Genomic DNA, 21981 nt, shown 5'->3' on the forward strand with positions numbered 1-21981 from the left:
TCCCCTCCCACCCTCTTCTCCCCCCCCCCCCCCCCCCCCCCCCCCCCCCCCCCCCCCCCCCCCCCCCCCCCCCCCCCCCCCCCCCCCCCCCACTACGGCATATGCCAACGGCAGGATTTCGCCCCGACCGCCTGGTCAGAGCACCGCGCCGAGGAACTCGCGCGTACGTGCGTGCTCCGGATCGCCGAAGATCTTCTCCGGGGACCCGGACTCGATGACCCGCCCCGCGTCGAACATCAGCACCTCGTCCGAGATGTCCCGCGCGAAGTTCATCTCGTGCGTGACGCAGAGCATCGTGATGTCCGTCGTACGGGCGATGTCACGCAGGACGTCGAGCACGCCCGCCACCAGCTCCGGGTCCAGCGCCGACGTCACCTCGTCCAGGAGCAGCACCTGCGGACGCATGGCCAGCGCCCGCGCGATGGCGACCCGCTGCTGCTGGCCGCCGGAGAGCTGGGTGGGCCGCACGTCGTGCTTGTCGCCGAGCCCGACCAGGTCCAGCAGGCCCTTGGCGCGCTCGGCGGCCTCGTCCTTCGACATGCCGAGGACCCGGACCGGCGCCTCGGTGACATTGCGCAGGACGCTCATGTTGGGGAAGAGGTTGAACTGCTGGAACACCATGCCGATGTTCTTGCGGACCTCGCGTACCTCCTTCTCGCCCGCCGGGAAGAGCTGCCCGCCGTTCACCCTGATCACGCCCTCGTCCGGCTTCACCAGGGTCATCAGAAGCCGCAGGATCGTGGTCTTGCCGGAGCCGGACGGCCCGATGAGGGTCACGTGCTTCCCGGTCTCGACCGAGAAGCAGAGGTTGTCCAGGACGGTGTTGTCGCCGAACCGCTTGGTGACGTGGTCGAAACGGATCAGCTCGTTGGCGTGGGGGTTCGGGTCAGCGGACAAGACGACGCTCCAGGGCTCGCATGAGAAGAGAAGCCGGGTAGGCGATGAGGATGAAGGCGACGCCGACGACGGTCAGCGGCTCGGCGTACTGGAAGGTCTGCGCGCTCGCCAGCCGGGCCTGCTGGAGCATCTCCAGCACGCCGATGGCCATGAGCAGCGGAGTGTCCTTCAGCATCGAGATCACGTAGTTGCCCAGAGCGGGGACGATTCGCCGGATCGCCTGCGGGAGGATCACCGCGCACCATGTGCGCGACGCCGGCAGGCTGAGCGCCGTGGCCGCCTCCCACTGCCCGGCCGGGACGGCGTCGATGCCCGCCCGGTAGACCTGCGCCGTGTACGTCGAGTAGTGCAGCCCGATCGCCAGGGTGCCGGTGGTCAGCGCCGACGCCTGGAGACCCCACTCCGGCAGCACGAAGTAGAAGAAGAACAGCTGCACCAGCAGCGGGGTGTTGCGGATGAACTCGGTGACGACGTTCACCGGCCAGCGGACCCAGCGCGGGCCGCGGTAACCGATCGCCCAGACCAGGCCGAGCGTGAAGGAGAGCAGCGAGCCGAGCACCAGCACCTGGAGGGTGACGAGCAGGCCGTCCCGGAACGCCGGCATGAAGTCCGCGACCGCGGACCAGTCCCAGTTGTTCATCGCGCCCCTCCGGCTCCGGCGGTGATCCCGACACCGGCCTTGGTCTTGCGTTCGAGGGCCCGCATGCCCCGGGTGAGGACGAAGGCGATCACGAAGTAGATCACCAGGGTCACGGAGTAGATCTCCACGCTCTCCTGGGTGGCCAGGCGCACCAGATAGGCGGAGAACGACGTGTCGGCCACACCGAGCAGCGAGACGAGCGCGGTGCCCTTGAGCAGCTCGATCAGCAGGTTGTTGAAGGGCGGGATCATCTCGGGCACCGCCTGCGGCAGCAGGATCAGCCGCATCCGCTGCCAGGGGGTGAAGCTGAGCGCGACGCCCGCCTCACGCTGCGCCGGGGCGACCGAGTTCAGCGCGCCCCGCACGACCTCGGCCCCGTACGCGCCGTACGAGAGTCCCAGGGCCAGGACGGCCGCCCACATCGGGACGAGCGCCCAGCCGAAGAGTCCCGGCATCACGAAGAACAGCCAGAACATCAGCACCAGCGCGGACGTGCCGCGGAAGACCTCCGTGTAGAAGCCCGCGAGGAAGCGGACGACGCGGGAGCGGTGCGTACGGGCGATTCCGATGCCGAAGGCCACGGCGGTGGCCAGGGCGGCGCTGTACACCGTCAGCTGGATCGTGATCCAGATGCCGGGGAGTATCCACTGCGTCCACAGTCCGGCTGTCATGCGCACAGCTCCTCTGCGGTCATCGTGGTCATCTCCGCCTCGGTGAAGCCGAACGGCCGCAGGATCCGGAACAGTTCGCCGCTCTTCTTCATCCGGTGGATCTCCACGTTGAAGGCGTCGCGCAGTTCCGTGTCGTCGAGCCGGAAGGCGAAGCCGCCGCCGTCCACCTTCTTCTTTCCGTCCACGAGCGGCGCGAAGGGCTTGGTCGCCTCGGCCTTCGTGCTCTTCTTCACCACGCCGCGGGCGGTCAGCGCGGTGCCCGCGAAGACGTCGACCCGGCCGGACTCCACGGCGTTCAGGCCCGCCACCGGGTCCTGGAAGATGGCTATCTCCTCGCGCGGGACGCCCGCGGCGACCGCGTAATCGATCTCGGCGTATCCGGCGCCGCTGGCGATCTTCGCCTTCCTCGCGACGACGTCCTGGTACGAGTGGACGTTCTTCGGGTTGCCCTTGCGCACGATGAACGAGTCGAGCATCTGGTACTCGGGATCCGCGAAGAGGACCTGGGCGCAGCGTTCCTTGTTGATGTACATCCCGGCGGAGACCACGTCGAACTGCTGCGACTGGAGGCCGGGGATCAGTGAGGAGAAGTCGGTCGGGGAGGGCTGCACCTTCGGCACCCCGAGCCGCTTGAAGATCACCTTGGCCAGTTCCACCGCCTCACCGGTGAACTCGCCCTGCTCGTCGATGTAGCCGTACGGGGCCTCACCGGCGATGCCGAGCCGGACCGTGCCCTGCGATCTGAGCCGGGCGAGCGTGTCGCCCGACGGCACCTTCGCGCAGCCGGCGGCGCCGAGCGCCCCCGCGGCGCCCAGCGCGGCCGTGCCGAGCAGAAGCGAGCGCCGGCGTATGGAATGTCGGGTGGTGCTGCCTGAGTCGTTCCCTGGTGGTGGAGCCATGGGCGCGCGGCTACCCCACTTCAGGCCGGGCATGCCGACGAGTTCCAGCCGGTCTCACGGCGGCTGCGCCCTTGACCCCGTGGGGACCATGAGGAGATGACCGACCGATTCGTGGACGTATCGCTCGACAAGCGCGGTGTGCGTTGCACCGCGAAACTCCTGGACGACCGGGCCCCGGTCACCTGCGAGGCGGTGTGGCGGGCGCTCCCCCTGGGCGGGGACGTCTACCACGCCAAGTACGCCCGCAACGAGATCTACGCCCTGGTCGCGCCCTTCGCGGAGCAGGAACCGCCGCTGGAGAACCCCACCGTCACACCCGTCCCCGGTGACCTCTGCTACTTCGCCTTCTCCGACACCCAACTCGGCACGGCCTCCCACGGCTACGGCCCCGCACCCGCCATCCGGCCCGGTCAGGGCGTCGTCGATCTCGCCCTGTTCTACGAGCGCAACAACCTGCTGCTCAACGGCGACACCGGCTGGGTCCCCGGCATCGTCTGGGGCACGGTCGTGGAGGGTCTCGACCGCATGGCGGAAGCATGCCAGGACCTCTGGCGCGCCGGCGCGCTCGGCGAGACCCTGACGTTCAGGCGCGGCCGGGCGCCCGGCTGATCCCGGCCGCTCCCGCCCCGTACAGCGCGTGCGCCGCGCGCAGCACCAGGTCGTCCCGGTGACGGGCGGCCACCAGCTGGACGCCGACGGGAAGGCCGTCGGCGTCGAGGCCGCAGGGCATGGTCGCGGCGGGCTGCTGCGTGAGGTTGAAGGGGTACGTGAACGGGGTCCACCCGGTCCAGCGGCGGTGACCCGACCCCTTCGGGACCTCGGCCCCCGCCTCGAACGCGGTGACGGGCAGAGTCGGCGTGAGCAGCAGGTCGTACGTGGTGTGGAACCGGCCCGCGCGGCGGCCCAGTTCCATGCGGGCGTCGACCGCCGCCAGGTAGTCCAGCGCGCTGTACCGGGCGCCCCGCGCCGCGATCTCGCGCAGCCCCGGGTCCAGCAGATCCCGCTGCTCCGTGCGCAGGTGCTGGAGCAGCCGGGCGGCCCCGCTGAACCACAGGGTGTGGAAGGCCTCCACGGGATCCGCGAAGTCCGGGTCCGCCTCCTCGACGTACGCGCCGAGCCCGGCCAGCCGCTCCGCCGCCCCGCGTACCGCCGCCGCCACGGCGGGGCGCACCGCCACCTGTCCGCCGAAGGACGCGGAGTACGCCACCCGCAGTCCCTTCACCCCGCCGTCCAGGGCGGCGGTCATGCTTCCGCCGGGCGCCAGCTGCGACCAGTCGCGCCAGTCGGGACCGCTGACGACGTCCATCAGCAGCGCCGCGTCCGCCGCGTCCCGCGTCATGGGGCCCGCGTGCGCGAGCGTCCCGAACGGGCTCGACGGGTACAGCGGCACCCGGCCGTACGTCGGCTTCAGGCCGAAGATCCCGCAGAACGACGCCGGGATGCGGACCGAACCGCCGCCGTCCGTGCCGAGCGACAGCGGCCCGGCCCCGTACGCCACGGCCGCCGCGCTGCCGCCGCTGGACCCTCCCGCCGTGCGGGACGGATCGTACGGATTGCGGGTCACGCCGGACAGCGGCGAGTCGGTGACGCCCTTCCACCCGAACTCCGGCGTGGTCGTCTTGCCGAGGAGCACCGCGCCGTGCTCCCGCAGCCGTGCGACCGACGGGGCGTCCTCGTCCCACTTCGCCGCCGGCCGCACGGTCCTGGAGCCCCGCAGCGTCGGCCCGCCCCGCATCAGCAGCAGGTCCTTCACCGACACCGGCACGCCGTCGACCAGCCCCAGCGGCTCCTTCCCGCGCCACCGCGCGGCGGACGCCTCCGCCGAGGCGAGTGCTTCCCGCGCGTCGACCCGGACGAACGCGTTGACGAGCGGTTCCACGGCTTCGATCCGGGCCAGGGCGGCGCGGGTCGCGTCGACGGGGGAGAACTCACCCTTCTCGTACCCGGCCAGCAGTTGACGGGCGGTCAGTGCGCTCAGGTCAGTCATGGGAGGGGACGTACCCACGTTTCTTGTCCACCACGTTCGGCAGCGGCCGTCCCGCGGCCCACAGTTCGTACAACTCGACGAACTGCGCGCCCAGTTCGTCCCGCCAGCCGACCGTGTCGCCGCTCATGTGCGGGGACACGAGCAGCCCGGGCACGTCCCACAGCGGGCTCTGCGGCGGCAGCGGCTCCGCGGCGAACACGTCCAGCGCCGCGCCCGCGATCCACCGCTTCCGGAGTGCGGCGACGAGGTCGTCCTCGACGACGAGCGGGCCGCGCCCCACGTTGATGAAGCGGGCCGACGGCGGCATGGCGCCGAAGGCCGCCGCGTCGAACATCCCGCGCGTCGCGTCCGTCAGCGGGGCCGCGCACACCACCCAGTCGGCGCGTGAGAGCAACGGCGTCAGATCGTGCGCGCCGTGCACGCCGGGGCGCGCGGTGCGCCCGACCAGCGCCGTGACGACCCCGAGCGCCCGCAGCAGCCGGGCGATCTCCCGGCCGATCGGCCCGGACCCCACGACCACCGCCCGGCTTCCGGCCACCCGCTGGGTCTCGCGGTGCCGCCAGCGCCGCTGCCGCTGGAGTTCCAGCGTGCCGGGCAGCTCCTTCGCCATGGCGATGACCAGGCCCGACACGTACTCCGCGATGGGCAGGTCGAAGATCCCGCGGGCGTTGGTCACCACCGTGTCCGACGCGACCAGCTCGGGGCACATGAGGTGGTCGACGCCCGCGCTCGCGGTGTGCACCCAGCGCGGCCGCGGGCCCTCGCCCGGCCAGGCGCGGCGTACGGCGTCGGAGGTGAAGTCCCAGACCAGCAGTACGTCGGCCAGGGGGAGTTGACGGGCGAGCGTGTTCTCGTCACCGTGCAGGATGCGGGCGCGTCCGGTCAGTCGGCCCAGACGGGGCGGCGGATCGGCGTCGAGGACGAGAAGGGTCTCCTCGGACATGGCGGCGAAACCCCTTCGATACGTCTGACATGTACGGATTGCTGTACGGATCGACCACGCTCGCACCCGAACCTACGGTCGTCAACACCGGCACCTGGGGGCCGCATTGGACATCTCCTTCCTCGGCGGACCGAGGCCGCAGCGCGGCGTGGGCGTCGTGGCCCCCTTCGACTTCGCGCTGGACCGGGAACTGTGGCGCTGGGTCCCCGACGAGATCTCGCTGCATCTCACCCGTACGCCCTTCGTCCCCGTCGAGGTCAGCCTCGACCTGGCCCGGCTCGTCAGCGAGCACGAGACGCTGCGCGAGGCCGTGCGGGCGCTGTGCGCGGTGGCGCCGGAAGTCGTCGCGTACGCCTGTACGTCGGGGAGCTTCGTCGGCGGAGTGGCCGGCGAGCGGGCGATGTGCGCGGCGATGGCCCGGGCCGGGGAGCTGCCCGCGGTGACGACGTCCGGGGCGCTGCTCGAAGCGCTCGCGGCACTCGGCGCGCGGCGGATCGCCCTGGTCACCCCGTACACCGAGTCCGTCACCCGTGCGCTGGAGGAATATCTCGGGCAGGCCGGGATAGCGGTCACAGGACGCGCTTTCCTCGGGCTGACCAGGCACATCTGGAAAGTCCCCTACCGGGATGTGGTCGACATGGCGAGACAGGCGGTGGCGGGGGCGGCGGACTGCCTCTTCATCAGCTGTACGAACCTGCCGACGTACGACGTGATCCCGCAGCTGGAGGCCGAGCTGCGCATGCCGGTGCTGTCCGCGAACCAGGTCACGATGTGGTCCGCCCTGCGGCTGATCGGCGCCTGCGCCGTCGGCCCGTACCAGCGGCTGCTGATCGACGAGGCGGAGAGGGCGCGGGAACGGTCCAGGCAACAGCGGCAGCGACAACAAGAGGGGTGATGATGACAGCCGTCGGCTTTCTCTATCCGGGCCACTCCGCGGAGGACGACTACCCGCGGATCGAAATGCTGCTCGACAGCGACGTGCGGCTCTCCGTCGTGCACACCGACATCGGCGAGGACGCCCACCGCGTCGACGCCCTCCTGGAGATGGGCTCGCCCGCGCGCCTGGCGGCCGGGGTCGAGGAGCTGCGGCTCGCGGGCGCGGAGGCGGTGGTGTGGGCCTGCACGAGCGGAAGCTTCGTGCACGGCCACGTGGGCGCCCAGGACCAGGTGAGCCTGCTGGCCCAAGCGGCCGGCCTGCCGGCCTCCAGCACGTCGTTCGCCTTCACCCACGCGGTACGGGAGGTGGGCGCGGCCAGGGTCGCGGTGGCGGCGACGTATCCGGACGACGTGGCGGCGTACTTCACCGACTTCCTGAAGGCGGCCGGCGCCGAGGTCGTCGCCACGCACGGCAGCGGCATCGTCACGGCGGCCGAGGTCGGCACGTGGGGCCGCGAGGAGGTGCTGGAGCTGGCCCGGGCGGGCGACCGTCCGGACGCGGAGGCGGTACTGCTGCCGGACACGGCGCTGCACACGGCGGCGTACCTGCCGGAGCTGGAGGAGGCGCTGGGCAAGCCGGTCCTCACGGCGAACCAGGTCACCGTCTGGGAGGGGCTGCGCCTGGCGGGACGGCGGGTGCGTACGAACCACCTCGGTGCGCTGTTCGCCCGCCGGGGGTAGCGCGGGGGGCCGCCGGCGACCGCCGCCACCCGGTGGGCCGGCCGGCCGGCGAGAGGCGCGGGCCGGCCGGCGGGGAAGGCGCCCGTTCGCGCCCCGGTCCGGCCCGCCGGGAATAACCGGAGTCACCCTCCTGTTTCCGCCTTCGTTGTACGCACCGCACTACGCAGGAGGACCCACCGGTGGACGCGATCCGAGGCACGGCGAGCGGCAGCGCGCCCGTACCCCTTTCCGTACTCGATCTGGCGACGGTGGGCAGCGGCACCACGGCCACCCAAGCGCTGCGCACCGGCGTCGCCCTCGCCCGCCGGGCCGAGGCGCGCGGCTTCCACCGGTACTGGGTGGCCGAGCACCACTCCATGCCCGGCGTCGCCAGCTCTTCCCCGGCCGTGATCCTCGCCCACATCGCCGCCCACACCGAGCGCATCCGCCTCGGCTCCGGCGGCGTCATGCTGCCCAACCACGCACCGCTGGTCATCGCCGAACAGTTCGGCACCCTGGAGGCGTTCGCGCCCGGCCGCGTCGACCTCGGGCTCGGCCGCGCCCCCGGCACCGACGGCGCGACCGCCGCCGCCCTGCGCCGCACCGAGCGCCTCCACGAGGGCGCCGACGAGTTCCCGCAGCAGCTCGCCGAGCTGACCCGGTTCCTCGACGACGACTTCCCCGACGGCCACCCGTACGCCCGCATCCACGCGGTGCCCGGCCCCGTCCAGGGCCCCTCCGCCCGCCCGCCGGTCTGGCTGCTCGGATCGTCCGGCTTCAGCGCCCGCCTCGCCGCCACCCTCGGCCTGCCGTTCGCCTTCGCCCACCACTTCTCGGCGCAGAACACGATCCCGGCGCTAGACCTCTACCGCGAGTCGTTCCGCCCCTCGGCCGTCCTCGACGCCCCGTACGCCCTCATCGGCGTCTCGGCCCTCGCCTCGGACGACGAGCGGGAGGCCCGCCGGCAGGTCCTGACCGGGGCGCTGTCGATGGTCCGCCTGCGCACCGGCCGCCCCGGGCTGATCCCGACGCCGGAGGAGGCCGAGGCGTACGCGTTCAGCCCACTGGAGCGGGAGTTCGTCGACAGCTGGCTCGGCAACGTCGTCCACGGCACCCCGGACGCCGTCCGCGCCGGCCTCGACGACCTGGCCAAGCGCACCGGCGCCGACGAACTGATGATCACGGCCAACGCGCACGGCGGCGACGCCCGCCTGCGCAGCTATGAGCTCATCGCGGACGCGTACGGCCTGCCCCGCGCCTGAGCGCGCGAGCCCCGGCGGCCGGACGCGCGCGGCCGGCGTCAGACCCGCAGGCCCGGCCGGTCCTGCGGGCTGACGGCGATCATCGCGGCGATCCGCTCCGGCGTCACCGCCCGCGAGTACAGCCACCCCTGCCCCGTGTCGCACCCGATCCGGCGCAGCCGCGCCGCCTGCCCCGACGTCTCCACGCACTCGGCCGTGACGGTCAGCCCCAGCCGGTGCGCGAGCTGCACCAGCGCCTCGACGATCGTCTCGTCGGCCGGGTTCGCGTGCGCCTCGTCCTGGAAGCCCCGGACGAACGACCCGTCGAGCTTGAGCACCGAGACGGGCAGCCGGCTCAGGTAGGCGAGGTTCGAGTAGCCGGTCCCGAAGTCGTCGATTGCGATGTGCACGCCCATGTCGCTCAGCGCCTGGAGTGCCTGCAGCGGGCGCCCCGCCGAGCCCATGACGGCCGACTCGGTCAGCTCCAGCTGGAGCAGGTTCGGCGCGAGCCCCGTCTCAGCGAGGATCCCGGCGACGTCGGCGACGAGGTCGGAGTCCCAGACCTGGCGCACGGCGACGTTGACGCTGACGAAGATCGGCGGCGTGCCGGGGTGCGCGATCTGCCACTGCCTGGCCTGCAGGCAGGCGGTCCGCAGCACCCAGCGGCCGAGCTGGACGATCGAGCCGTCCTCCTCGGCGATGGAGATGAACCGATTCGGCGCGAGCGTCCCGAACTGCGGGTGCTCCCAGCGCACGAGCGCCTCCACGCCCCGGACGCCGCCGCCCTCCAGGTCCACCAGCGGCTGGTACTCCAGTGTGAACTCGCCCCGCTCGACGGCCGGGCGCAGCGTGCTCGACAGGGCCTGGCGGGTCATCCGGTGCGCGTTGCGCTCGGGGTCGAACAGCGTCCAGCGCGCCTTGCCGTCCGCCTTGGCCCAGTACAGCGTCGTGTCGGCCGCCTGCATCAGACCCGTCGCCGTCGTCCCCTCGGCGACCCGCTCCACGACGCCGATGGACGCGGACACCGCCAGCCGCTGCCCCGCCAGGTCGAACGGCTGCTGAAGGGCGGTCAGCACGGACTGCGCCAGGTCGGCGAGCTGTTCCGTACCGGTGGAGTCCTCGACGAGCAGCGCGAACTCGTCGCCGCCGAGCCGCGCCACCAGATGGCCGCCGGCCCTTGCGTAGCCGTACTGGTCGGCGCACCGGGCCAGCCGTGAGGCGACGGCGGTCAGCAGCCGGTCGCCGACGCGGTGGCCGAGGGTGTCGTTGACGGCCTTGAACCCGTCGAGGTCGAGATAGCAGACGCCGATCCGGCCGGTGCCCCCGTCGTCGTACGCCGAGTTCTCCAGCGCGGAGGTGAGGCGCTCGAAGAAGAGCGTCCGGTTGGGGAGGCGGGTCACCGGGTCGTGCATCTGGAGATGGCGCAGCCTGGCCTGGAGTTCGCGCCGGTCGCTGGTGTCCGTGACCGACAGCAGGACGCTCCCGCCGCCCGGTACGGGCGTGACCGTCACCTCGGCCCACAGCGAGCGCCCGTCGCGGTGTTTGAGCCTGCGCGTGCAGCGGAAGCGGGCGCGCCGGCCAGCGAGCACTTCGAGGTACGCGTGGAAGCTGCGGGCGTCGGACGCCAGGTCGAGGAGGTCCGCGGCGGACTGGTCCCGCAGCTGATGCGCTTCGGCGCCCAGGAGCACGCCCAGGGGCGGGTTGGCGGTGACGACGAGGCCCTCGCGGTCCACGACGGCCATGGCCAGGTGCGCGGCGTTGAAGGCGGCCCGGTAGTCGTGCGGCCCGCACGCGTCGCGCGGCGCGGGCGTCGAAGCGTCCGCGTCGTCACTCAGCGTGACGGTCGATCGGATGGTGTCGGGGGCCGAACCGGGTTCTTCGGAGGTTCCGCTCACCGTTCGCTCCCGCAGGGCATTGATCGCGTACAGATGTCGTCGGGGTCGTCGGCGGGGTGGAGACCCCCAAGGGGCGTACTCCACGCAGGAAAGTGTGCCGATCATAGAGGCTGTCGGCAGGGCCGTTCCAGCTACGCCGCCGTGATGCGGAGCACCCGAGGCTCACGGACGATCGTTTCTGCACAGGTGCGCCTTGCGGTGTTCCTACGTGATCGAATGTGACTTTCCGTGATCTCTGCGGGTGCTGCTGGGCGTGTCGGTCCGGCGGGTACGTGTGAAGCCCCGGTCACCCGTGTGGGGCAGTGGAACAGGGCATACATCATCAAAACCCAACAATGTGGGTGGCGTGCCCCGTATTTCCGCACCCGGAGGTCGACGTGGTCCGCCAGCAGACACCCGGGGGAGCCGACCGGTCCCGCCGATGCCGCCGCGAGCGTCTGCGCAGTACGGCCGCCGTCTTCACCTCCCTCACGGCGCTCGCCGCCACCTCGCTCGTCGCCGGGCCGGCTGTGGCGGCGCGGGGCGACGGGCCGTGCGTGCTGACGCGCACCGCGGCGCACCACTCGCTGGGCCTCGACACCTGGAACCCCGCCTATCCCCGGCCCGTGGACACGCTCGACGCGGTCATGATCTTCCTGGCGTTCCCCGACTCGGCGCCCACGACCACCCCGGACGAACTGGCCGCCGACTACTTCCCGGCCACCAGTGACTTCTTCGAGCGGGCCTCGTACGGAAAGTTCGCGCTGCGGCCGCATCCGCAGCGCGAGTGGGTGGAGATGCCGCAGGACTCGACGGCGTACGGCATAGAGCGCGACTGGGACGCGGGGCGGCGTACCGCCTACCTGCGCGACGCGGTGGCGGCGGCGGACGACCGCGTGGACTTCACGCGGTACGACATCGTCTACCTCGTCGCGGACCCGGACGCGCCGGGCGTCGACTCCGACGCGACGAAGGTCGTCAACTTCGACAAGCCGCTGCACGCCGACGGCCGCGACATCAGGCGCATCGTCACCGTCTTCGAGCAGCACCCGCCGGACCGCAACGTGCTGGCCCACGAGACCGGCCACGTCTTCGACCTGCCGGACCTCTACCACCGGCCGGTGGACGGCAAGGGCGACTGGGACACGTACGTCGGCGACTGGGACGTCATGGGAAGCCAGTTCGGGCTCGCCCCCGAGCTCTTCGGCTGGCACAAGTGGAAGCTCGGCTGGCTGGAGCGCCGGCAGGTGGCCTGCGTGGCGGGCGCCGGCCCGACCCATCTCACGCTGGAACCGCTGACGGCGGAGCCGGTCCCCGGCGAGCAGGGCGGTACGCGGCTCGCCGTCGTGCGGACCGGGGAGGGCAGCGTGCTGGCGATCGAGGCGCGCGGCGGGTCCGGCAACGACGAGTCGCTGTGCACGGAGGGGGTGCTGATCTACCGCGTGCGCAACGGGGCCGCGTCGGGCGGCGGGCCGATCGAGGTGGTGGACGCCCATCCGGAGAGCGAAGCGTGCTGGGACCGGTCGGTGTACCCGCCGCTGGCGGACGCGCCGGTACGGGAGGGGGAGACGTTCACGGTGCCGGGGGAGGGGACGCGGGTGGAGGTGGCGGACCGCACCCGCTCGGGGGCGTGGACCGTACGGATCACGCCGGAGGCGTGAGGCGGGCGAGGCCCGCGGACCACGAAAAAGCCCCCCGCTTCCGCGAGGGGCTCTTCCCGTCTGTGCGCCGCCAGGGACTCGAACCCCGGACCCGCTGATTAAGAGTCAGCTGCTCTAACCAACTGAGCTAGCGGCGCCTGCTGACGTCGTAGACATTAGCACCCGGATCGGCGGGAGGAAAAATCGATATCCGGGGCTCGTCCGCCGGGCCGCTGCGGGCCGCCCGTACGCACGCCCAGAGCATCGCCTCGGCGCCCGGAAGCCACGGACGGCGCACGTCGGGGGCGACCAGCCAGCGCGGTCCCGCGCCGGCGGGACCGTCCGGGGCGCTGAGCGGGGGGACCGTCACGGCGTCGCCCGCGCCGTGGCACAGGACCGGCGGCGCGGCGGCCTCGGCGGCGCCGCGGCCCCACTGCTCCCAGGCGAGCAGTGAGGGGAGGCGCTGGGCGGTGCCGGGGGCGGCGAAGAGCAGCATGCGGCCCCGGTGAGTGGCGACCGGACCCGACCCCGGCCCGTCGGCCCACAGCCGGTCCAGCATCCGGCGGCCGAACACCGCAGGGGCGCTCACCACGTCGAACACCGAGCCGCAGGGCAGGACGCCCGCGTCGGTGGGACGGGACTCCCAGAGCGAGAGCGTGCTGCGCGGGTACGCGGCGGCGGAGGCGAGCCAGGCGGCCCCGGCGGCGGTGACCTGGGCGGGGGCGGTGGGATGCGGGTAGGCGGGGACAGCGGTTTCCTGGAGGACGGTCATGACACCCACATCTACCGGCCGTAGCTGTTCCGTTCCGCAGAGTTGCGGGAAACGGGGACAGGGTGGGGCGGAGAGGAGTATCTTGCCGCCGGGCATATGCCATGAGCCCGTGACCCCGTCCGCCGGATGCGCGAGGGACGGCCGGTCCGGTACGGGACTACTGGTGCTTCGGGCCGCGCAGCAGATCGCGGCCGAACTCGACCATCTTCTTGGCGTAGTCCTCGGTCCAGTCGGCGCGCCGGGCGATGTCCGCCGGCGACAGCCGGTCGAAACGCTTGGGGTCGGCGAGCTGCGCGGCCGCGATGGCCTGGAACTCGGTGGCCCGGTCGGTCGCGGTCCGGAACGCGAGCGTCAGCTCCGTGGCCCGTTCCAGCAGCTCACCGGGGTCCTCCATCGACTCCAGGTCGAAGAAGTGCTCGGGGTCGGCGGCCGCCTCCGAAGGCTCGAAGAGCAGCGGCGCGGGGCGCAGCCGCCGCTCGGTGCGCTCGGGTTCCGCCATGGGGTTTCCCTCCCTCTCGCGGCCACGTGTGCTCGATGGCCACCGTCCATTGTCCCGGACCGTGCAAGTGGGCCTCCGGTGCGCTTCAGTCGCGGTACCGCACGCGGTGTTCCGACAGGTGCGCGAGGACCGCGTGGTTCGCCTCCCAGCCGTCCGGGAACTTGACCGTGACGCCCAGCTGCACCGGCTCCGTCGAGGGATGCTCGTCGAGCAGCCCCGCCACCCCCTCCCGGCACACCACCACGCACGCGTGCCGGTGCCGGGAAGCCAGCACGCACAGACGGCCGGTCTCCAGGTGGAACGCCGTCGCGTCGGGCCGTCCCGACAGCGGGTGAAGCACCACCGTCACGTCGAACTCCCGCCCCTGGAGCCGGTTCGCCGTGTCGACCGCGACCCCCGTGACGCCGAGGCCGGCCAGCGCCGCCCGGACCGCCGCCGCCTGGTCGCGGTGGGCCGTGCCGACCGCGACGCGGTCCGCCGTCAGCGGCACCGGGTCGGGGGAGCGCTCGCTGACCGCCGCGCCGCCCCGGTCCAGGAGGCGGCGTACGACCTGGGCCACCGCCCCCACCGCCTCCGGGTCCGTGCGCGGCGTGTGGCGGGCCGGGAGCTCCAGCAGGCCCCAGCCCGAGGCGGCCGCCTCGTCCAGCACCCGGTCCGGTCCCGAGCCGTCCGAGGGGACGCCGAACGTGAGGCGCCGGTCGCCGTGGTCCGTACCGCTGCGGAAGGGCGTGTACGGGTAGAACGCGTCCGAGACCAGCGGCGCCGCCGAGGCCGGCAGCCGCCAGGACACGGGCAGGCGGTGCTGCGGGAGTTCGGGGTTGTGCGCCAGCAGGGTCGAGACCGCGCTCGCCGACGGGTCGTACGACAGCCCCGCCCACTGCTCGGCGCCGACGACCGAGAACGGGTCCAGCTGGCCCGGGTCGCCGACGAACAGCGCCCGCTCGAAGAGCCCCGCCACGGCCAGCAGCGCGTCCGAGCGCATCTGATACGCCTCGTCGACGATCGCGTGCGTCCACGGCTCCGCGGTCTTCACGTGCGCCCACTTCGCGGCCGTCGAGATCACGACGTCCAGGCCCGCCAGGTCGGCAACCTTCGCGGACTTGCGTACGTGTCCCAGGTCGTCGAGGGCCTTGTCGTACGGGTCGGTGTCGCTGCTGTGGAGACGGCCGACCGGGAGGTCCGGCGCCTTCTCCGCGATCCGCAGGACGAGGTCGTCGACCTGTGCGTTCGTCTGCGCGATCACCATCAACGGACGCCCCGCGGCGGCCAGTTCCAGCGCGGCCCGCACCACGAGCGTCGACTTGCCCGCGCCGGGCGGCGAGTCCACGACGACGCCCCGGTGGGCGCCGTGCAGCGTGTCGTGGAGGATCGCCGCCGTCGCGCGGCCGGCCTCGGCGCCGGGGTCGAAGCGCGGCGCTCCCGCGGGCAGGGGCTGGTTCACGAAACGTCCTCCGGGGACATGCGGGCGGGGCGGTCGGGCCGGGGGCCGGCGCACCGGCCGGCGGCCGGAAGCGACGGCGGCGCGGTCGCGGGTGTGCGGGGAACGGGAGCGCGGAGGCTCACAGGATGTCCTCCGCCGTCACCGGGTCCGGGCGTTCCGGGCCGGCGCCGGGCGGGCCGCCGTGGGTCCAGGGCGTCGCCTCGGGCTCGGGCAGCCGAGGGCCGCCGCGCTGGTCGTGTTCGAAGAGGGTCCAGCAGACGCGCTCGCCCTTCTCCGGCACGGACCCGGGGGCCGGCTCCTTGGCCCGGCCCATCTTGTCGGTCACCCGCAGGACCAGGACGCCGGGCTCCTCCTCGTACCGTACGAACTCGGCCGTCTGCGGCCTGCCGTCCAGCGACCGGTAGACCTTCACGCGTTCGCCCAGGTGCGGGGCGTCGTCCGTGCGGACGGTGACCAGGGGGCGGGGGCTCGGCCGCCCGCCCTCGCTCATGGTCATCACCACGTCCAGCACTTCACTGGTGAACGCCTCGCCCGCCAGCCGGCGCCCGGCCATCACCAGCGGATCGTCGAGCGCCTCCTGCGCCTCCAGCTGCGCCTGCGCGGTCTCCCGCGCGGCGAGCTTCCGCGCGGCGGTCACCGCGTCGTCGCGCCGGGGCTGCGGCGGCTCCCCGGCCCGTACGCGGTCGCGGTGGCCGGTGTACGACCACCGGTCGCGCGTCCAGCGGTCCGCCGCCCGCGCTCCCTCCGGCAGCTCCCGCAGCAAATCGAGTCCGCGCCACACCGCGTCCCACGTGGGCCGCATCTGCGCGGCGAGCAGTTCGCGGACGTGCCGCTCGGCGGCGGCCAGTTCACCGAGGTGCGCGTCGGCCGCCAGCCCGTCCTCGGCGGCGGCGAGGGCCTTGCGGGCCCGGTCGTAGCGGTCGATGGCGGGGGCGAGCAGCTTGTTGTCGAACGCCGGGTCGGTCGCCGGACCGGCCGGCGGGCACACCAGCAGCCCGTCCGCGTCCCGCTCCAGCTCCGCCCGCAGCGCGGCCCGCGCGCCGGACCCGTCCGCCGCGCCGTACGGATCGATCCAGGCGAGCAGCGCGCCCAGGTGCTGGTCCTCCAGGCTCGACTGGCCGGTCGCCCAGTGCCGGCCCAGCAGATCGGTCGCGGCGAGCAGCAGCGAGGACCCCGGGACCCGGGCCCGCTCCCCGAAGTGCGTCAGCCAGCGGCCGAGCAGCGGGATGTGCGGCGGCGCGGGGTAGGGCGTGTCCGGGTCCTGGTCGGCCGTACGCCGAAAGCGCATGGACCGCCCCAGAAGCCGTACGTACTCGATGCCGGCGCGGCTCGGCACGATCAACTGCGGCGCGTCCGCGCACAGTTCCACCGCGACCTTGACCCGCTTGCCGGTCTCGGGGTCGGTCTCGTTGCGCTCGGCCGCCTCGACGTCGTCGGCGTATCCGTCGATGTACGGCAGGACCGTCTCGGCCAGCTCCGCGAGGAACGCGAACCGCAGGTCGCGGTCGCGCGGCTGCGTCACGGCGAGCAGCCGAGGCGCGTCCCGGTCGGTCCCGACGAGCGCGCCAAGCGGCGCCCCGGCCTCGCCCGCGGTGGTCAGCGGAACGAACACCATCGGGCGCTCGGACAGGTGCCGGTGCCGGACGGTGGCCAGGGGCTGCGCCCGCCCGCTGCGTACGGCGTCGAGCCGCGCGAGCGTGCTGATCAGCGACATGCGGCGCCTTTCGTTCGGCGGTGGGCGGTCCGGCGGTGGGCGGAGGAGGCCGGCAGGGCGCGGCCCCGCGCGGGCCGCGGCGCACGGTCGGGACCGGTGAGCCGGGCGGGGAGCGGCGTCAGCACCGGGCCTCCGCTCCGGCCAGCGCCTCCGACCGCAGGGCCGCTGCCCGGCGCAGGGCGGCCACCGTCGGGTCGTCCGGGTCGCCCGCCGAGCCCTCCGCCGCCGCGAGGACCTCGCCGATCGTCGTCAGGCCGCCCAGCTCGCCGCGCACACTGCGCCCCAGCGCCTCCACCGCGCCCGCCGTCCGCGCCTTCTCGCGGCAGTGGAAGGCCAGCTCGCAGGCGGCCAGGCATTCGGGGGCGTACGCCGCGTCCACCGCCGCGACCGCCGAGGCCAGTTCCTCCGCCGGGCGGTCCAGGTCGAAGGTCGTGCCGTCGGGAAGCGCGGCGGCGAGGTCCTCGATGCGCGTGAGGCGCTCCAGCTGGCGCCGGGTCACCGACCGCTGCTTGCGTACGTCGACGACCGACGCCGCCGGCAGGTTCGAGAAGTCCTTGGGGCAGACCAGCAGCACCGCGTGCCCCACCCGGGCGTCCGTCACCTTCGCCGCCACCCGCTCCAGCGCCAGGACGTACACCGCCGCCTGGCGGGCCGCCGCGCCCACCTTCGCCGCGTCGGCCGAGTCGTCGATCATCGGGAAGGACTTGATCTCGACGACGGTCCAGTGCCCGTCGGGGTGCACCACCACCGCGTCCGGCTCCAGGTACGCGGGGGAGCCCGCCACCTCCAGGGCCAGCATCGGATGGTCCAGCAGCGACCAGGTCCCGGCCGCCGTGGCCTCCCGCAGCGCCAGCGCCGTACGGGCCGCCCGGCCCTCCGGGCCCGCCGCCGACAGGTCCGGTACGCGTGTCCCGCCCGGGACGGGCGGCTCACCGCCGGCGCCCATCCGCTCGTACAGCAGCCGCATCAGCTCCGTGCCGCCGTCGGCCTTGACCCGGGCCTCGAAGGCGTTGCCCCGCATGAAGGCGAACTGCGACTGGCCGAAGGCGGAGGGGGAGCCGAGCACCGCCGCCAGCGCCGCCTTGTTCACCCCCGCGCCGTCGAGCAGCGCGCGGCGTCTGCACCCCGGGTTCGCGGCCAGCGCCGCCAGCGCACGCGCGTCCATCGGCAGCGGCGCGGCGGACGGGCCGCGCAGCTCAGCGAGCCGCTGCCGGAGCGTCGTCGCCGGCTCCCGCGTCCGCGTCGGAGCCGTCGCCTGCGAAGGCACGCGCGGAGGTGTGGGTTCGGGTCCGCTGCCCAGGGATTCGCTCACCCTCGGAAGTCTCGCATCCACCACTGACAACACCGTCGGAGACCACGGACTCCGTCCGGCCGGCCGCCGGTGCCGGTCGCGGTGCGAACCGGTCGACCAGACGCATGAAGGGCCTGGTCAGGGCCGCTCCCAGGCCCATCACGCCGGCTCCCGCGACCGCGTCGAGGAAGTAGTGGTTGGCCGTCCCCATCACCACGAAAGTGGTCAGCAGCGGGTACGCGACACCCAGCCACCTCATCAGCGGCGTACGCCCGTGCCGCCACAGCATCACCCCGCACCACAGCGCCCAGCCCACGTGCAGGCTCGGCATCGCCGCGTACTGGTTGGTCATGCCGCCGAGCCCGCGCGGCGCGCTCGCCTCGGCGCCCCACCAGCCGTACACGCTGTACTGCGCCATCGTGTCGACGAAGCCGTGGCTCGCGTCGAGCAGGCGCGGCGGGCAGGTCGGCAGGAACGTGAAGCCGACGAGGCCCAGCAGGGTCGACAGCATGAGCCAGGTCCGGGCGGCGCGATAGTGGGCGCCGCGGCGTCTGAACAGCCAGACGAGGATGGCGGGGGTGACGAGGTAGTGCAGGGACGCGTACGCGAAGTCGGCGGGTATCCCGAGCCAGGAGTGCTCCGTGAAGAGCCGGTTGAGGGGGTGCTCGGCGTTGAGACGCAGGAGCTTCTCGGCGCGCAGTATCGCCAGGCCGTGCTCGACGGCCGCCGGCTCGCCGCCGCGCACGAGCAGACGGCCGCCGCTGTAGGCGGCGTAGACGACCACGACGAGCAGCAGTTCGGTCCACCAGCGGGGCCTTGGGCGGGGCGCGGTGTCCTGCATCCGGACGCTCTCCATTTGTCTGCGTGTGCGGCCTGCGGGCTGGCTGGCCACCCTTTCAACCGTACGGTGTACAAGAACACGTGTGCGCACCGGGTGCGCAGGTAGGTTGACGTGGAAAACGCCCCGGAGGTTGCCCGTGCGGCACGTGCGCGATGATGGGACGGGCGGCGCCTTCCGCTGGTGAAGCGCTCCGCTCGAGACCTTCAGCACGTCCTCTTCGCACCGTCCAGGGAGACATCGTCATGGCACCGCGCATCCTGCTGGCCCGGCACGGACAGACGGAATGGTCCCTGTCCGGGAGGCACACCGGCAGGACCGACATCCCCCTGCTGGACGAGGGCCGCCGCGGCGCGAAGCTGCTCGGCGAGCGCCTGAACCGCGCGCCGCTGGACGGTCTGCCGGACGTCGAGGTGCGCACGAGCCCGCTCCGGCGCGCGAGCGAGACCTGCGCCATCGCCGGGTTCGGCGCCCGCGCGCAGGAGTGGGACGCCCTGATGGAGTGGGACTACGGGGCGTACGAGGGCATGACGCCCACCGAGATCAAGGCGCAGCGCCCCGACTGGTTCATCTGGCGCGACGGCGTGCCGGGCGGCGAGACGCTCCAGCAGCTCTCGGACCGCGCCGACGAGGTCATCGCCTGGGCGCACTCGGCCGACCGCGACGCCCTCGTCTTCGCCCACGGGCACATCCTGCGCGCGCTGGGCGCGCGCTGGCTCGGCCTGGACGTCTCGTTCGCCGCCCGCATCCGGCTGGACCCGACGTCCCTGTCGGTGCTCGGCTGGGCGTACGGCGACCCGGCGATCGAGCGCTGGAACGACACCGGCCACCTGGCCGGCTGACCCGCGCCCGCCCGCGGCCTCCGTGAAGTGCTGAGGACGGTGCGTACGGCCGTCCGCCAGCCGGTGGTGCGGCGCGCGGGCGCGCCGGCTCAGGCGCTGCTGCGCGAAGTGGCCGCGTGCCGTGTCAGGAACGGGGCCACCGAGGGCGAACGGCGGTGCGGCAGCAGGACGCGGGTCGTCTCGGCCACCATCGTGCGTACGCGGGAGGACTGGACGTCCTCCAGCAGGTCCAGCACGCCCTCTCCCACCGCCGCCGCCTCGTCCGGCGCTCCCGCGCGGGCCAGGTCGTCGGCGAGTTCCGCGCTGTAGAGGGCCAGGTTCCGGGTGAAGTGGGGGTCCTGGAGCGCCGCCGCGCGCCGGGCGTGCCGCGCGGCACGCGCCCAGTCGCCGAGCGCCGACCAGCACTGGGCCTCCAGGCCCTCCAGTTCCGCCTGCCCGAAGAAGCTCATCCACTCGGGATCGGCCTCGGCCGTGCCGCGCTCGAAAAGCGCCTTGGCGCGGGTGAGCGCCTGTTCGCAGCCGCTGCGGTCACCGAGCCCGGCCCAGCCGCCGGCCTCCCTCAGGGTGAGGAGCGACAGCAGCCGGGGCGACGCCACGTGCCGTGCCGCACGCTGCCCCGCCTGGGCCGCCCGTACCGCCTCGCGCGGCCGCCCGGTGTCGCGCGCCAGGAACGCCGAGTTGCTGAACGCGTGGGCCTCCAGCGCCGGATCGCCGGCCACCCTGGCCGTCGCCAGCGCCTCCGCGTAGTGCGAGCGCGCGTCGTCGAAGCGGCCCGAGTCGTGCGCCAGCCAGCCCACCGAGAGGGCCAGTTCACCGGCGCCGGCGTGCAGCCGGTCGGCCATCGACCTGCCGGACGTCGTGCTCGCCTCCAGCAGGGCGTACGCGGTGCGCAGCGGCAGCGCGGCCCGCTTGTAGAGGCCGTCGGCGCCGTGCCGGTCGTCGAGCAGCCGGATCTGGCGCACCGCGTCCTCCACGGCGCTCACCTCGGCCTCACCGACCCGGCGGTGCGCGCCCGGTGTGCCGGGCGTGTCCTCCGCGGCCGTGGGAGGGGTGGCACAGGCTCCCGGCGCGGTGCCGAGTCCCAGGGATGCGGCCGCCATCGTGGCGGTGCCGCTCGTCATGAACGCGCGACGCAGCACGTCGCTCTCCTCGTCGCTGTGGCTAGGGGTCGTGGTGGTGCGCGCCCCCCTGCCACGTACCGTTTCACGGGCCGAGAAGCCCAGGTCCGCCAGCGTCAGGCCGGGGAACATGTACAGGAAGACGCGCTCGTACGCGTAGTTGGGACAGCGGATCTCGCCGGCCTCGACGCGCCCGATGTAGCGGGCGTCGCATGCGACCTGTTCACCGATCTCACGCGCCGCCCTGCGGACCGCGGCGGCGAATTCGGCCGGTGAACGAGACCCTCGCAGTCGGCGGAAGTCGTTGTTCTGCATGACCAAGACCTCCCGCAGGGTTCGCGTGCTTCGGCGGAGCAAAAACGTACCGGCTGTGACGGCTCGGACACACGGTGTTTCGATACAAACGGGATATCTCATCCCTGATCTGCCATGAACTGCCATCCTTTGCGGCGGCGCGGCGCCGTAGCCGTTGACAGTGCCGCGCGTTGAACCTTGAGGAGAGGGAGCGCGGCTCCCACTCGAGCGAGGAGGGGTTCCCTTGTTGGAGGCCGACATGGAGATCAGCGGCGCACGGACGGGCTCGCGGGCCGGCTCACGGTCGACGGCCCGGCACCGGCCCAGTCAGGACTTCAGCGCCGTACCCGCCTCCGCCGCCGGTGCGGGCGTCGGACCGTGCGACCTGGTGACCGTCCCGGTCCGCCAGGGCCTCGAAGCGGTGGACATCCTCCGCCGGGCGTCCGCCCCCGCCGTCGGGCCGGTCCTGCACGACGGTTCGTGCGCCACCCTCGGCTTCCTGGTGCCCCCGGGCACCGCCGACGGCTGGGACCTGCCGGGCAGCGCCTGTACGCAGACCGCCGGGCGCGGCCTGCGCCTGCCCGCCGCCCTGACCGGCGACATCGGGGCGGACGCCCCGCCGCTGGTCCCGGAGCCGCCCGTCTCCGGGACCGGCTGGCTGCTGCCGCCCACCGACACCGGCCCGGTCACCGACCCGGCCGTGCTCAGAGCCGCGCTCGGCGAGGCGGCCCGGCTGATCGAAGCGGCCGACCGCGTGCGCTGAGGGCCGGCCGGTGCGCCGCCG

Annotated in this window: 21 protein-coding genes and 1 tRNA gene; 7 read left to right on the forward strand and 15 right to left on the reverse strand. The window is 73.4% G+C overall.

Going from position 1 to position 21981, the window contains the following annotated elements; translation table 11 throughout:
• Positions 1-135 precede the first annotated feature (135 nt).
• From ehuA to ehuB, 4 genes are read right to left on the reverse strand one after another with little or no spacing between them, the layout of a single operon-like run.
• Positions 136-897: an ectoine/hydroxyectoine ABC transporter ATP-binding protein EhuA gene (ehuA, locus tag AC07FK_RS26675; protein WP_479107482.1), complete on the reverse strand. Its 762-nt coding sequence runs from the start codon at positions 895-897 to the stop codon at positions 136-138.
• Complete coding sequence (ehuD, locus tag AC07FK_RS26680) at positions 887-1537, reverse strand: ectoine/hydroxyectoine ABC transporter permease subunit EhuD (protein ID WP_479107483.1); 651 nt, start codon at positions 1535-1537, stop codon at positions 887-889. The genes ehuA and ehuD overlap by 11 nt, the downstream gene beginning before the upstream one ends.
• The gene (ehuC, locus tag AC07FK_RS26685; RefSeq protein ID WP_479107484.1) at positions 1534-2208 is read right to left on the reverse strand and encodes an ectoine/hydroxyectoine ABC transporter permease subunit EhuC; all 675 of its coding nucleotides are present in this window, start codon (positions 2206-2208) and stop codon (positions 1534-1536) included. Before ehuC ends, ehuD begins: the two co-directional genes overlap by 4 nt.
• On the reverse strand, positions 2205-3107 hold the full coding sequence (gene ehuB, locus AC07FK_RS26690) for an ectoine/hydroxyectoine ABC transporter substrate-binding protein EhuB (protein WP_479107485.1): 903 nt from the start codon (positions 3105-3107) through the stop codon (positions 2205-2207). The genes ehuC and ehuB overlap by 4 nt, the downstream gene beginning before the upstream one ends.
• Before the next feature lie 96 nt (positions 3108-3203).
• Between ehuB and AC07FK_RS26695 the strand changes: the two genes are divergently transcribed.
• Complete coding sequence (locus tag AC07FK_RS26695; RefSeq protein WP_479107486.1) at positions 3204-3716, forward strand: DUF3830 family protein; 513 nt, start codon at positions 3204-3206, stop codon at positions 3714-3716.
• On the opposite strand, the gene AC07FK_RS26700 is transcribed toward AC07FK_RS26695, so the two are convergent.
• Complete coding sequence (locus tag AC07FK_RS26700; RefSeq protein ID WP_479107487.1) at positions 3691-5094, reverse strand: amidase; 1404 nt, start codon at positions 5092-5094, stop codon at positions 3691-3693. The two genes, AC07FK_RS26695 and AC07FK_RS26700, sit on opposite strands and share 26 nt — an antisense overlap.
• The gene (locus AC07FK_RS26705; protein WP_479107488.1) at positions 5087-6037 is read right to left on the reverse strand and encodes a D-2-hydroxyacid dehydrogenase; all 951 of its coding nucleotides are present in this window, start codon (positions 6035-6037) and stop codon (positions 5087-5089) included. The genes AC07FK_RS26700 and AC07FK_RS26705 overlap by 8 nt, the downstream gene beginning before the upstream one ends.
• 106 nt (positions 6038-6143) lie before the next feature.
• Here AC07FK_RS26705 and AC07FK_RS26710 point away from each other — a divergent pair, with 106 nt between their 5' ends.
• From AC07FK_RS26710 to AC07FK_RS26720, 3 genes are all read left to right on the forward strand, one after another.
• The gene (locus tag AC07FK_RS26710; protein ID WP_479107489.1) at positions 6144-6932 is read left to right on the forward strand and encodes a maleate cis-trans isomerase family protein; all 789 of its coding nucleotides are present in this window, start codon (positions 6144-6146) and stop codon (positions 6930-6932) included.
• Between the two features lie 2 nt (positions 6933-6934).
• Entirely contained in the window at positions 6935-7654 is a 720-nt protein-coding gene (locus tag AC07FK_RS26715; RefSeq protein WP_479107649.1) for a maleate cis-trans isomerase family protein, read from the forward strand.
• A 179-nt stretch (positions 7655-7833) separates the two neighbouring features.
• Positions 7834-8895, forward strand: coding sequence for an LLM class flavin-dependent oxidoreductase (locus AC07FK_RS26720; protein ID WP_479107490.1), 1062 nt, complete (start codon positions 7834-7836; stop codon positions 8893-8895).
• 38 nt (positions 8896-8933) lie between these two features.
• Here AC07FK_RS26720 and AC07FK_RS26725 read toward each other — a convergent pair whose 3' ends face one another.
• On the reverse strand, positions 8934-10769 hold the full coding sequence (locus AC07FK_RS26725; RefSeq protein ID WP_479107491.1) for a putative bifunctional diguanylate cyclase/phosphodiesterase: 1836 nt from the start codon (positions 10767-10769) through the stop codon (positions 8934-8936).
• A 335-nt stretch (positions 10770-11104) separates the two neighbouring features.
• On the opposite strand from AC07FK_RS26725, the gene AC07FK_RS26730 reads away from it, so the two are divergent.
• The gene (locus tag AC07FK_RS26730; protein WP_479107492.1) at positions 11105-12409 is read left to right on the forward strand and encodes a M6 family metalloprotease domain-containing protein; all 1305 of its coding nucleotides are present in this window, start codon (positions 11105-11107) and stop codon (positions 12407-12409) included.
• Positions 12410-12472: 63 nt separating this feature from the next.
• Here AC07FK_RS26730 and AC07FK_RS26735 read toward each other — a convergent pair.
• The 7 genes from AC07FK_RS26735 to AC07FK_RS26765 form a co-directional block, all read right to left on the reverse strand.
• Positions 12473-12546 (reverse strand) — tRNA-Lys (locus tag AC07FK_RS26735).
• Complete coding sequence (locus AC07FK_RS26740; RefSeq protein WP_479107493.1) at positions 12537-13160, reverse strand: bifunctional DNA primase/polymerase; 624 nt, start codon at positions 13158-13160, stop codon at positions 12537-12539. The genes AC07FK_RS26735 and AC07FK_RS26740 overlap by 10 nt, the downstream gene beginning before the upstream one ends.
• A gap of 157 nt (positions 13161-13317) precedes the next feature.
• Positions 13318-13659, reverse strand: a complete 342-nt coding sequence (locus AC07FK_RS26745) for a hypothetical protein (protein WP_479107494.1) — start codon at positions 13657-13659, stop codon at positions 13318-13320.
• An 85-nt stretch (positions 13660-13744) separates the two neighbouring features.
• Positions 13745-15100 (reverse strand): AAA family ATPase, encoded by a 1356-nt coding sequence (locus tag AC07FK_RS26750; RefSeq protein ID WP_479107495.1) that lies wholly within the window; start codon positions 15098-15100, stop codon positions 13745-13747.
• Between the two features lie 118 nt (positions 15101-15218).
• Positions 15219-16814, reverse strand: a complete 1596-nt coding sequence (locus tag AC07FK_RS26755; RefSeq protein WP_479107496.1) for a hypothetical protein — start codon at positions 16812-16814, stop codon at positions 15219-15221.
• Between the two features lie 118 nt (positions 16815-16932).
• Positions 16933-18126, reverse strand: coding sequence for a hypothetical protein (locus AC07FK_RS26760; RefSeq protein WP_479107497.1), 1194 nt, complete (start codon positions 18124-18126; stop codon positions 16933-16935).
• Positions 18011-18961 (reverse strand): phosphatase PAP2 family protein, encoded by a 951-nt coding sequence (locus tag AC07FK_RS26765; RefSeq protein ID WP_479107650.1) that lies wholly within the window; start codon positions 18959-18961, stop codon positions 18011-18013. The genes AC07FK_RS26760 and AC07FK_RS26765 overlap by 116 nt, the downstream gene beginning before the upstream one ends.
• A 227-nt stretch (positions 18962-19188) precedes the next feature.
• Here AC07FK_RS26765 and AC07FK_RS26770 point away from each other — a divergent pair, with 227 nt between their 5' ends.
• A complete protein-coding gene (locus AC07FK_RS26770; protein WP_479107498.1) occupies positions 19189-19785 on the forward strand; it encodes a histidine phosphatase family protein in 597 nt (198 codons plus the stop codon).
• An 89-nt stretch (positions 19786-19874) separates the two neighbouring features.
• On the opposite strand, the gene AC07FK_RS26775 is transcribed toward AC07FK_RS26770, so the two are convergent.
• On the reverse strand, positions 19875-21218 hold the full coding sequence (locus AC07FK_RS26775; RefSeq protein WP_479107499.1) for a hypothetical protein: 1344 nt from the start codon (positions 21216-21218) through the stop codon (positions 19875-19877).
• Positions 21219-21456: 238 nt separating this feature from the next.
• On the opposite strand from AC07FK_RS26775, the gene AC07FK_RS26780 reads away from it, so the two are divergent.
• The gene (locus AC07FK_RS26780) at positions 21457-21960 is read left to right on the forward strand and encodes a hypothetical protein (protein ID WP_479107651.1); all 504 of its coding nucleotides are present in this window, start codon (positions 21457-21459) and stop codon (positions 21958-21960) included.
• The last annotated feature ends 21 nt before the right edge of the window (positions 21961-21981 follow it).

The organism is Streptomyces sp. NPDC046122 (assembly GCF_056429965.1).